At 66.7% G+C, this 11,490-nt stretch carries 10 protein-coding genes, 1 pseudogene and 2 riboswitches; of the genes and pseudogenes, 7 read left to right on the top strand and 4 right to left on the bottom strand.

Features of this window, described 5'->3' with window-relative positions:
* Window positions 1–12: 12 nt before the first annotated feature.
* The 4 genes and pseudogenes from gcvH to RMP06_RS02120 all read right to left on the bottom strand — a co-directional run bounded on the left by gcvH (window position 13) and on the right by RMP06_RS02120 (window position 5,100).
* Entirely contained in the window at window positions 13–378 is a 366-nt protein-coding gene (gene gcvH, locus RMP06_RS02135; protein ID WP_310460133.1) for a glycine cleavage system protein GcvH, read from the bottom strand.
* 52 nt (window positions 379–430) lie between these two features.
* Window positions 431–1,561 carry a glycine cleavage system aminomethyltransferase GcvT gene (gcvT, locus tag RMP06_RS02130; RefSeq protein ID WP_310460132.1) on the bottom strand — a complete coding sequence of 377 codons (1,131 nt, stop codon included), beginning with the start codon at window positions 1,559–1,561 and terminating at the stop codon, window positions 431–433.
* A 58-nt stretch (window positions 1,562–1,619) separates the two neighbouring features.
* A riboswitch (glycine riboswitch) is annotated at window positions 1,620–1,759 on the bottom strand.
* Window positions 1,760–1,771: 12 nt separating this feature from the next.
* Window positions 1,772–1,877: riboswitch (glycine riboswitch) on the bottom strand.
* Window positions 1,878–2,397: 520 nt separating this feature from the next.
* Window positions 2,398–4,407: pseudogene (locus RMP06_RS02125) on the bottom strand (NADPH-dependent 2,4-dienoyl-CoA reductase); the annotation flags it as partial.
* A 78-nt stretch (window positions 4,408–4,485) separates the two neighbouring features.
* Entirely contained in the window at window positions 4,486–5,100 is a 615-nt protein-coding gene (locus RMP06_RS02120; RefSeq protein WP_310460131.1) for a 3'-5' exonuclease, read from the bottom strand.
* 260 nt (window positions 5,101–5,360) lie between these two features.
* Here RMP06_RS02120 and RMP06_RS02115 point away from each other — a divergent pair, with 260 nt between their 5' ends.
* The 7 genes from RMP06_RS02115 (at window position 5,361) to RMP06_RS02085 (ending at window position 11,122) form a co-directional block, all read left to right on the top strand.
* Entirely contained in the window at window positions 5,361–7,535 is a 2,175-nt protein-coding gene (locus RMP06_RS02115) for a M6 family metalloprotease domain-containing protein (protein ID WP_310460130.1), read from the top strand.
* A gap of 66 nt (window positions 7,536–7,601) precedes the next feature.
* Entirely contained in the window at window positions 7,602–7,973 is a 372-nt protein-coding gene (locus RMP06_RS02110) for a hypothetical protein (RefSeq protein WP_310460129.1), read from the top strand.
* A 12-nt stretch (window positions 7,974–7,985) separates the two neighbouring features.
* Window positions 7,986–8,561, top strand: a complete 576-nt coding sequence (locus tag RMP06_RS02105; protein ID WP_310460128.1) for a DUF2242 domain-containing protein — start codon at window positions 7,986–7,988, stop codon at window positions 8,559–8,561.
* Between the two features lie 63 nt (window positions 8,562–8,624).
* A complete protein-coding gene (locus tag RMP06_RS02100; protein ID WP_310460127.1) occupies window positions 8,625–8,870 on the top strand; it encodes a hypothetical protein in 246 nt (81 codons plus the stop codon).
* Window positions 8,871–9,052: 182 nt separating this feature from the next.
* On the top strand, window positions 9,053–9,766 hold the full coding sequence (locus RMP06_RS02095; RefSeq protein WP_310460126.1) for a class I SAM-dependent methyltransferase: 714 nt from the start codon (window positions 9,053–9,055) through the stop codon (window positions 9,764–9,766).
* A 28-nt stretch (window positions 9,767–9,794) separates the two neighbouring features.
* Complete coding sequence (gene infA / locus RMP06_RS02090) at window positions 9,795–10,055, top strand: translation initiation factor IF-1 (RefSeq protein WP_179634929.1); 261 nt, start codon at window positions 9,795–9,797, stop codon at window positions 10,053–10,055.
* Between the two features lie 221 nt (window positions 10,056–10,276).
* A complete protein-coding gene (locus tag RMP06_RS02085; RefSeq protein WP_310460125.1) occupies window positions 10,277–11,122 on the top strand; it encodes a family 16 glycosylhydrolase in 846 nt (281 codons plus the stop codon).
* Window positions 11,123–11,490: the final 368 nt, after the last annotated feature.

Here is an 11,490-nt window from a genome sequence, read left to right as displayed (position 1 = left end):
GGATCACTCGCCTTACACGAGGAGGGCCATGTAGGCGTCGGCGTCCATGAGCGCGTCGAGTTGTGACGGGTCGGACAGCTTGATCTTGAAGAGCCAGCCTTCACCTTCTGGATCGTCGTTCACCAACGCGGGGTTATCGACCACGTCCGCATTGACGGCGACGATTTCACCCGACACCGGGGTATAGATGCTGGCGGCGGCCTTGACCGACTCGATCACGCCGGTTTCATCACCTTGTGCGAAGACGGTGCCGATTTTGGGCAACTCGACGAAGACCACTTCACCGAGCTGTTGCTGCGCGTAGTGGGTGATGCCGACGACCGCAACGTCGGTGTCGGCGGCGTTGATCCATTCGTTTTCGACGGTGAACTTGATCATGAAAGACTCCAGGATGAAATGAAAAACAAAAATGAAAAACAACGCTGAGAGGTCAGCCGCGGAAGTATCGGTGAAGTGCGAAGGGCATCGCCGTGACGCGCATCGGCACCCGTCGGCCACGCACCTCGGCGAAGAGTTCACTCCCGGCGGCGGCGTGCGTCGCGGCGACGTAACCCATGGCGACCGGCTGGCCGACGGACGGGCCGACGGTGCCACTGGTGACGTGGCCGACGGGCTGGCCCTGCGCATCGACGAGGGGGGCGCCTTCGCGGACGGGCGTGCGCTCCAGCCCGGTCAGGCCGATGCGTTTGGTGGTGGCGCCCTGGGTGAGCTGTGCGCCGATGGTGGCATCGCCGGGATAGCCGCCCGCCCGCGCACCGCCGGGGCGGCGCACCTTCTGGATCGCCCAGATCAGGCCGGCTTCCACCGGGGTGGTCGTGGTGTCGATGTCGTGGCCGTAGAGGCACAGGCCCGCTTCGAGGCGCAGCGTGTCGCGGGCGCCGAGACCCGCAGGGGCGACTTCGGGAAGCGCGAGCAGGGCGCGGGCCAGCGTTTCGGCCTGCGCTGCCGGCACGGAAATCTCGAAACCGTCCTCGCCCGTGTAGCCCGAGCGGGTGATGAAGCACTCGGCGCCGGCCAGCGTGAACGTGCCGCCGGACATGAAGGTCAGCGCAGCGACGCCCGCGTCCAGCCGCGCCAGTGCCTCGGCCGCCTTCGGACCCTGCAGAGCCAGCAGCGCGTGGTCCGGCATCGGGATGACCTGGCAGCGCCCGCCGATGCGCTCGACGAGGTGGCGCGTGTCCGCGTCCTTGCAGCCCGCATTGACGATGAGGAAGAGGTCGTCTGCCCGGCGCGTCACCATCAGGTCGTCGAGCAGACCGCCCGCCTCGTTCGTGAAGAAGGCATAACGCTGCTTGCCGACCGGCAGATCCTGGATGTCCTGCGGCACCAGCGACTCCAGCGCAGCAGCGGCGTCCGCGCCAACAAGGCGAAGCTGCCCCATGTGCGAGACATCGAACAGCGCGGCCGACTCGCGGCACTGGCGGTGCTCGGCCATGATCCCGGCAGGGTACTGCACCGGCATCGCGTAGCCGGCGAAGGGCACCATGCGGGCACCGAGTTCGAGGTGCAGGTTGTGCAGCGGCGTTTGCAGCAATGCGGTGGGCGTGGCGTCTGCGGACATGGGCAGGTTTCTCGAAGGCAACGGATCTTGAACGGATCGGTCCACCGGTGTCGGTGGTGGTGCCCTCGCTGTCCGCTTTACCTGAGAGATTGACGCGACCCCGGTGTGGCCGGTGTCGCGCTTGCCCCTTCGGTGGACCGCGATCGCTGCTGACCTGTTGGTCGAAGCACCGCGCGGTCTCTCTCCAGTGAGGTGACGCCACCCTGCGGGCGACGTTTGCCAGTCCTTTTGCCTGAGCGTTCGAAACCCCGTTTCACGGGGGCCTCTGCGCCTTCGGCGGCCGGCTCTGGGCGCGGCTCTCTCCTGGCGGCATGAAGTTTAACCGCAGATTCTCGGTTTCAGGCGCCTGGCCTGGCCGCTTTGTACGCGGCCAGATACGGCGCCAGCCGCTGGCCCATCTCGTCGCCGAGGGCCTGCAGGCCGCTCAGCGGGCGCACCATCACCTCGAACTCGGTGATCTTGCCCTCGGCATCGAACTGGATCAGGTCCACGCCCTTGAGCGACTTGCCGCTGACGCTGGCGCTGAACTCCAGCATCACGCTCTGCCCGTCCGCGCTGGCCATCTCGCGGTGGTAGGTGAAGCCTTCGAAGACCTTGCTCACGGTGCTCAGGATCAACTGGACGACCTGCGCGCTGGGATAGGGCGTGTGCGCCATCGGCGAGCGGAAGACGGCCTTGCGGTGCAGGATCGCGCCGAGTTCGCTCAGGTCGCCCTGCGCCACCATGCGGTGCCAGTGCGCGAGACTCTGCGCGACGGGGGCGGGCAGGCGCTCGGTCAGCGTGGCGGCAGGCGCGACCGAAGGCGCTGCTTCGGCAGCGGCCGGATCGAAGGCCAGCGCCAGCTCGGTGCCCTGCTTGATGGCGCGCTTGGCGTCCAGCTCGACGGCCACATCGGCGCCGCCGATCAGGTGGACGGCACAGCCCGCCGCCTGCAGTGCGGCCTGTAATTCGCGCTGCGGATCCTGTCCCGCGCACAGCACCACGGTGTCCACCGCCAGCGTGAGGTCGCGCTCCCCGACCGTGATGTGCAGCCCCTCGTCGTCGATGCGGCGGTACGTCACGCCGGGCACCATCTCGACCTGCCGGTTCTTCAGCGAGGTGCGGTGGATCCAGCCGGTGGTCTTGCCCAGGCCATCGCCGACCTTGCTGGCCTTGCGCTGGAGCAGCGTCACCTTGCGCGGGCTGGGTTCGATGTGTGCAGGGGTCAGTCCGCCTCGGTGGGCATAGGCCGTGTCCACGCCCCACTCGGCGAAGAACTTGGCCTTGTCGAGGCTCGGGCTGGTGCCTTCGTGCAGCAGGTATTCGGCCACGTCGAAGCCGATGCCGCCCGCGCCGATCAGCGCCACCTTGTGCCCCACGGCGCACTTGTCGCGCAGCACGTCGAGGTAGCCGACCACCTTGGGATGGTCGATGCCGGGGATGTCCGGCGTGCGCGGCGTGACCCCGGTGGCGAGCACGACGTGGCGGAAACCGGCGTCCAGCAACTCCTGCGCGGCGACGCGGTGGTTCAGCTTCAGCGTCACGCCGGTGAGTTCGATCTGCTTGCCGAAGTAACGCAGCGTTTCAAAGAACTCCTCCTTGCCCGGCACCTGCTTGGCGATGTTGAACTGCCCGCCGATCTCGCGGCCCGCATCGAACAGCGTCACGTCGAACCCGCGCCGCGCCGCCGTCGTCGCGAACGCCAGCCCCGCCGGCCCGGCGCCGACCACGGCGACCCGCGCTTTCGTGGTGGCAGGACGCTCGATCAGGAGCGTCTCGTGGCAGGCCCGCGGGTTCACCAGGCACGAGGTGATCTTGCCGCCGAAGGTGTGGTCCAGGCAGGCCTGGTTGCAGCCGATGCAGGTGTTGATCTCGTCGGCACGGCCCTCGGCGGCCTTGCGCACGAAGTCGGCGTCGGCGAGGAAGGGCCGCGCCATCGACACCATGTCGGCCATGTCATCCGCCAGGATCTGCTCGGCGACCTCGGGCGTGTTGATGCGGTTGGTGGTGATCAGCGGGATGCCGACCTTGCCCTTGAGGCCCTGCGTCACCCAGGCGAAGGCGGCCCGTGGCACCTTGGTGGCGATGGTCGGGATGCGCGCTTCGTGCCAGCCGATGCCGGTGTTCAGGAGGGTGACGCCCGCGGCCTCCAGCGCCTGCGCGAGCTGCACGACCTCGGCCTGCGTCGAGCCACCCTCGATCAGGTCCAGCATCGACAGCCGGAAGATCAGGATGAAGTTCGCCCCAACCCGTGCCCGCGTCCGCCGCACGATCTCCAGCGCGAAACGGATGCGGTTTTCGTACGCACCGCCCCAGTCGTCGTCGCGCTGGTTGGTCTGCGCGGCGATGAACTCGTTGATCAGGTAGCCCTCGGAACCCATGATCTCCACGCCGTCGTAGCCGGCGCTCTGTGCGAGGGCGGCGGCGCGCACGTAGTCCTCAATGGTCTGCTCGATCTCGTCGCCTGTCAGCGCCCGCGGACGGAAGGGGCTGATCGGCGCCTTCAGGGCACTCGGCGCGACCAGCTCGGGGTGGTAGGCGTAGCGGCCGAAGTGCAGGATCTGCATCGCGATCTTGCCGCCCGCATCGTGTACCGCCTGCGTCACGACCCGGTGCTTGTCGGCCTCGGCCTGCGTGGTCATGCAGGCGCCCCCGGGCATGGGGCGGCCCGCATCGTTGGGTGCGATGCCGCCCGTGACGATCAGGCTGACCCCGCCTCGGGCACGCTCGGCGTAGAACGCGGCCATGCGGGCGAAGCCGTCCTTGGCCTCCTCCAGTCCGACGTGCATGGAACCCATGAGCACGCGGTTCTTCAGCGTGGTGAAACCGAGGTCGAGCGGGGCGAGCAGGTGGGGATAGGTGGCCATGGAGGTGTCCTGAGCGTCAGTCAGCGGTAGAGCGAGAGCGGTAGATGCAGGGATGCAGGGATGCGCAAGCGTGCCGGATCAGGCGGTGTTCCGTACCGTGCCCAGCAGACGGTCGATCTGCGCTTTCGGGCAGGCCTGTACCCGCATCAGCCAATCGTGATCGGCCCGCCCGGTGCCTGACGGTCCACGCAGGTCGTGCTGGATGCGGGCCAGCAGCGCAGCGGCCATCTCCGCATCCGCCATGGCCCGGTGCGCCTGGCCAGTGCGCGGCAGGCCGTGGAAGTCGATCAGCGTGCCGAGCTTGTGGTTGGGGGCGTGGGGATACAGGCGCCGCGACAGCATCACCGTGCAGGCGTAGGGCTGCGGCGCCGCGACTCCCGCCAGGGCCAGCTCGGCCTGCCAGAACTTGCGGTCGAACGCGGCGTTGTGGGCCACCATCGGCGCGTCGCCGACGAAGCGCGCCGCCTCTGTCATGACCTGCACGGCAGTTGGTGCGCTGCGCACCATGTCGTTGGTGATGCCCGTGAGCTGGCTGATGAAGGGCGGGATGTACATGCCGGTGAACATCAGGCTCTGGTAGCGATCGACCACCCGGCCAGCCTCCAGCAGCACGATGGCCACCTCGGTGGCGCGGTCGCCCATGGCGGGCGAGATGCCGGTGGTTTCGAAGTCGATGACGGCGATGCGGGACATGGCAGGGGCGGCGCGGCAGCGTGGCGTTGGCAGGGATGCGGATGATGGCAGGTCTGCCGAGCGGAACCTGATCGGACGGGGTGCCAGCCAAGGCCGGCAAAGGGCAGAAATGGTGGTCGCTTCCGGGGTTTTTCTCGGCATCGACTGCCGGGAATGGCAGTTTCGCGTCAAGGCGTGGGTCCGATGTGCCGAAGGACGGTTCGGATGTGCCGTTCCGTTCCGTGGGCGGCCCTTGCGTTGCCGTCATCGAGGGAGCTGTCGTGAACCACCCTAAAACCGTCCTTGCGCCGCTTTGGCGCCTCGTGCAGCCGCTCGTGCGCGTGCTGATCCTGCTCATTGCCGGCGCTCTTCCGGCCTGGGCGCTGGCGCCGCCCAGCGACGCGGAGCGCGCGCAGTTGCAGGCCAGCGGTGAGCTGGCCACCCAGGCCCAGGAGGCCCGGGCGCTGGGCAACCACCTGCTCGATCCGGCCTCGGTCGCCGCGCTCGCCTACCGCATGGGCCGCTCGGACGGCACCGTCTCGATCGATACCCCGCCGCCGGCCTGGCGTGGCGGGCTGCCGACGACGGGCAATCCGAAGGTGCTGGTGCTGCTGGTGGATTTTGCCGACCAGCCCCACGTGGCGGCCAACACACCCGAGCTGATCGCCGAGCGCATGTTCGGCGCGGGTGGCCCGTCGGTGTCCGGCTATCCCTATGAGAGCCTGCGCGCGTTCTATCTGCGCTCCTCCTATGGCCAGCTGGACCTGCGCGGCCATGTGACACCGTGGTACCGGGCGCGTTACAGCCGGTCGCACTACCAGGGGCTGGGCGGCGGGGCGGGCGTCACCGCGGTCATCGACGAGGCGCTGGGCGCGCTGCAGGCCAGCGGCCATCCGCTGGCCCAGTACGACAACGACGGTGATGGCGCCATCGACACCCTGTTCGTCAAGTGGGCCGGACCGGCCGGCGCCTGGGCCTCGTTCTGGTGGGCGAAGCAGACCGGCTACAGCGGCACGCGCACCTACGATGGCAAGCGCCTGCGCAAGGTGGTCTGGTCCTGGGCGGGCGGACGCTACAACGCAGATCCGCTCTACGAGCCGCGGGTCGACATCCACGAGACCGGCCATGCACTCGGTTTGCCGGACTACTACGACTACGACGCTGCGGTCGGCCCCAAGGGGGGAACGGGTGGCTACGACATGATGGACAGCAACCTGGGCGACCACAACGCGTTCTCGAAGTTCGTGCTGGGCTGGCTGACCCCGCGCATCGTGGCGTCCGACAGCGCCAGCGTGACGCTGCGGCCTGCGGGCAGCAGCCCCGATGCGGTGATGTTCATGCCCGGCATTTCCGGCGCCTATCCCTTTGGCGAGTATTTCCTTGCCGAGTACCGGCAACGAACGGCCGGCAATGACGCCGGTTTCCCCGCCGACGGCATCTCGCTGTGGCATGTCGACGCGCGCCTGGACGCAGCAGGCAGCAACTACCAGTACAACAACTCCTACACCGCGCACAAGTTGCTGGCGCTGGTCGAGGCCGACGGCCTGAACCAGATCGCGCAGGGCCGGGGCGCCGACACAGGCGATCTGTACACGGCCTCGCACCTGTTCGGCCCGGACACGGTGCCGAACTCGCGGCGCCATGACGGCAGCACCACGGGCGCCGCGATGAACGGCATCGGCACCGCGGGTGCAACGATCGCCGCGACCTTTTCGGTCTCGGCGCCTGTGGTGGTCCGGGTGGTCCGCCAGGGCCAAGGCAGTGGCGTGGTGACCGGTGCGCCCGCTGATCTCCAATGCGGCAGCCTCTGCACCGCCAGCGTGGGCGCCGGCACCAAGGTGACGCTGTCCGCGAAGCCAGCCACTGGCTCGGTCTTCACCGGCTGGAGCGGCGCCTGCAGCGGCACGCGGACGGTCTGCGTGATCAGCCCGCGTGCGGCAGCCACGGTGACGGCCACGTTCGACCTGCCGAGCTTCGTGCTGGCGGTAGCCCGGACCGGCCGTGGCCTCGGTGCCGTGCGTGCAGGCACCGGACTCGATTGCGGCAAGGCCTGCGTCGCGCGTTACACGACTGGCACTTCGGTCACGCTGACCGCCTCGGCTTCCGTGTCGTCGGAGTTCACAGGCTGGTCCGGGCACTGCAGTGGCACAGCGCCCACCTGCACCGTGGCGATGGGGGCGGCCCGCGCGGTCCGGGCCGAGTTCCAGCCCAAGGTCCACGTGGTGACGGTGCGGCAGGCGGGCAGTACCGGGCGCATTGCCGGGTTGCCGTACGGCGTGTCCTGCCTGAGCGGTTGCCGCTTTGCGCGCGATGCTGGCAGCGTGCTCCAGCTGTCGCCTGTTCCGGTACGCGGCCAGCGCTTCGTCGGCTGGGGTGGTGCATGTACCGGCGCCAGCGCCTGCCGGCTGGCGATCGACGGCGCCAAGTCGGTCACCGCGACCTTCGCCGGCCCGTGATCGGTCGCGGAGCGGCCATCGACGCTGTGGCATCATCCGGCGCCCTCAATCGGAACCCCTGAACACATGGACCTGAAACTGCCCATCGCCATCATCGACGAACTGTCCGACAGCCTCATCAAGTCCACTGGACTGCTGGACATGGCCAGCGGCGAAATCGGCAACGTTCGCTACGAGGACCACGACCTGGAGGCAGATGGCTTCCCGGCCCATGACGAGGACTACGAGTTCACGTCGGGGTTGCTGACCAATGGCAAGAAGGACGTCGAGTTCAGCGTCACGGTCGACGTGATGGCGGCGCGCTACTCGGTCACGCCGACCGAGTTGCTCGAAATCAAGAGCCGGGCCGCCAAGCTGTTCACCGCAGCCCCGGAGTCTGCCGTGGCGGACAAGCCGGTCGCCAAGACCAAACCTGCCGGACGCCGCCCGGCGCGCTGACCGGAACGCTGCATGCAGGCGCTTGCCCGCTCCGGCCCGGTCGCGGCGCTGCTGGTGGCGGCGCTGCTGGGCGGTTGTGCTGGCTCGCCCGGTACATCGAACAAGACCGCGAGCCGGGTTTACCTGAACGAAGCCTTCGCCTCGACCGAGACCTACTCGCGCGTGTTCACGTCGGGCGTTTCCGCCACCTGCGAAGCGGCCCGGCGCGCCTTGCTCAGCCAGGGCTACGTCATCACCTCAGCCGCGCACGCTGATGCAGTGAATGGCCGCAAGAGCTTCCAGCCCGAGGCGGAAGTGCATGTGCAGATCGAATTCCACATCGTCTGTGTGCCCGAGGTGACCGCTGCGTCGGCCGCCGCGAGCGATCCGCCGTCCACGATCGCCTTCGTCAACGCGGTGCAGGACCGCTACTCGCTCAAGAAGAACCCCAACTCTGCCAGCCTGGGTGTCAGTGCGATCGGCTCCCTGTCTCTGCCGGTGTCCTCCAGCGACGACTCGCTGGTCAAGGTGGCCAGCGAGACCATTCCGGCCGGCGTGTTCTACGACCGCTTCTTCAGCCTGATCGAACGTTACCTGGACGCTCCTTAGGGACCGTGCCGAGGCGGGTCAGGCATGAATGGTGCTATCGTTTCGCAACGACTGGAGAGCACCATGACCGGTTCACGGCATCCGACCGCTCAGACCGGAATGGATGGGCAACGATTGCACCTGGATGTACTGCGGTCTGCGTTGCTGCCGACGGTCGAGTTCCTGAGCCGGCGGCGCGCCGACCTGATCGACACCGCCCTCATCGAGGACTACGTGGCGCTGAACTGGATGGAGTGGCATGGCGGCAGCCTGCGGCTCACCGTCACGGGCCGCAATGTCTGTGCGCAATTGGCCACCCGGGCAAAATGACCATCGGGTCTGTCAATTTGTCAAGATGGCAATGCCAGAGTAAACTGTGCCAAGGCGCTGCAAAGTCGTTTCGACTTTGCAGCGGTTTTGTTTTTGCATCGCACTAGCGCCCATTCACTGGCCGTGTCCCTTTCTGTCGGGTCTCGGCGGCCCAAGAGGACACGCCCCGCATGCCGGGATATTTGCTCAAGCACGAGATCATCAAGGTGATCGGTGCAGCGGCGCTCAACATCCGCTCGTTGCTGGACCGCCAGCAATTTGCCGACCCGACAGGCGCTGCGCAGGGGCTGGGTATCTCATCGGCTGCTTGGCCACTGTTCGGTCTGGTCTGGCCGTCCGGGCTGCATCTGGCGGCGGCGATGGCCATCCGGCCGTTGGTGGTCGCCGAGCGCATCCTGGAAATCGGCTGTGGCCTCGGTCTGGCCAGTCTGGTGGTGCACCGGCGCGGCGGTGATGTCACGGCAAGCGACTGCCATCCACTGGCTGGCGGTTTTCTGCGCGAGAATCTGAGGTTGAACGAACTGCCGCCGATGCCGTATTGCCACGGGCATTGGGGTGGGCAGGAGGCGTCGACGGATTTCGGGCCGAAGGTCAATGGACTGTTCGACCTGATCATCGGCAGCGACGTGCTCTATGAGCGGGATGACGCAGGGGTGCTGTCGTCCTTCATTGGTCGCCACGGGGCTCCCGTGTGCGAGGTGATGATCATTGATCCCAACCGTGGCAACCGATCGCCGTTTCACCGCCGCATGGCGGCGATGGGTTATGCGCTGCACGAGACACCGATCCGCCGGCTCTTGTCGGCGACGGAAGATGCGTACAGCGGCCGATTGCTGCATTACCGCCGAATCGCTTCGGCGGCGGGTTCGCTTGGCGGACCCGTGTTTTGCTCTTGAATTCCATCCATTTCACAGGAGGCCCCGTTTGGCCAAAGAAGAACTGATCGCCATGAATGGCAGCGTCACCGAAGTGCTCCCTGACTCGCGTTTTCGCGTGACGCTGGAGAACGGCCATCAACTGATTGCCTACACCTCCGGCAAGATGCGCAAGCACCACATCCGCATCCTCGCCGGGGATGCCGTGTCGCTGGAGTTGTCGCCCTACGACATGACCAAGGGCCGGATCACCTTCCGCCACATCGAGCGCCGCGGCCCTGCGCCGTCGCATGGTGGCGCGCGGCGCTGACCTTGCTTGATCCCGGATTGGTCCCGGGGCTGGGGTGATCTCCAGACAAGGAAACGATCGATGATGTGAATTTTTCACATCAAGCGATCTTGCTGACCGAAAAGTGTGTGGAAGTCCCTGTTCGGGGGGGTGTGGAGCGGGTGAGCAATGCCTAGTCTCGGGGGTATGAACACGGTCTGATTTTTTCAGATCGGTCGAATTAACCCAGATCGCTCTCACTCATGTCCACTTCTAACCGCTCGTTCAAGTTGCTTGTCCTGGCCTTGTTGCCAGTGTCCGGACTGGTTCACGCTGGCGGCGCGTCTTTCGTCGATAGCCTGTCCAGCGAAGACACTGCCCGCTGGGCCCGGACGAATGACGTTTTCCCGGGCGAGCCGGTGAACAACGGCTGGCGGGCTGACCACATTGCCTTCTCTGCAGGGCAGATGGAATTGCGCCTGAATACCCAGCCGTGTGCGACGGCGCCGGAGCAGTGCGCCAGTCGCCCCTCGGCCTCTGGCCAACTCCGCAGCAACGATACCTATGGCTTTGGTCGTTACACCGCCGTGCTGAAGGCGGCCGCGGGGCAAGGCGTGGTCACGGATTTCATGAAATACACCGGTGCCGTCGTGGGCGTCCCGACCGAATTGGTCGGCATGCACATTCAGGGCCAGGATCCGACGCGGATGCAGGTCAGCTATTTTCTGTCCGGGACCGGTGCTCAGTACCACACAGTCAGTCTGGGGTTCAATGCTTCGGCAGGCTTGCACACCTACGCCTTTGATTGGAGCGCTAGTTCGCTGCGCTGGTATGTCGACAACAGCGAAGTCTTCAGCGTGGTCAGCGGCTTGTTGCCGTCGGCCGAAGGCGCCATCGTGAGCGATGTCTGGGCGGCCAGCCCGAGCACCGCACCCCTGTTTGGTACCTACTCGGGCACGGCCACACGCGCCTACTTCGATAGCATCGCTTTCGAGGTCGCCGCTGCACCTGTGCCGGAGCCCGCTTCGGCCTTGCTGCTGACCGCCGGCGGCGGTCTGCTGGCCTGGCGCCGTCGACGCGAAACCCTGTCTGCTATTCGTGGGGCTTAATGGCCGGGGCAGGAACGGGCGCTGCGCCTGATCTCACCGCTCATGGGTGACGCGTCTCGGCAGCGTGGCCCGATCAGAGGTGTTGCACCTCAGGGTTGATACCGTCCCCCAGTCCCCAGGACAAATGGGGAGTGACAGTGGGAACCATGCTTGCCATGGGACCAATGAAAAACGCCAAGTGCCTTTGAAATCAAGCACTTGGCGTTGTTGCATGTGGAAGAGGAAAACCGGCTTTGTTGCACAACCCACCCAGCCGGCCGGTGGTCGAGCGGTGAGGTAGGCTGACGGGATGAGCAAGCCGGCGAAGAAGAAGTACACGACGAAGAACTGGTCGCCCTACACGAAGGCGCTGAGAGCCAGGGGGTCGC

This window comes from Sphaerotilus sp., assembly GCF_031429695.1.
In the GTDB taxonomy this organism is placed as follows: Bacteria; Pseudomonadota; Gammaproteobacteria; order Burkholderiales; family Burkholderiaceae_C; genus Sphaerotilus.
Note: the sequence above shows the minus strand (reverse complement) of the source record. Positions and strands in the feature narration are given on the sequence as shown.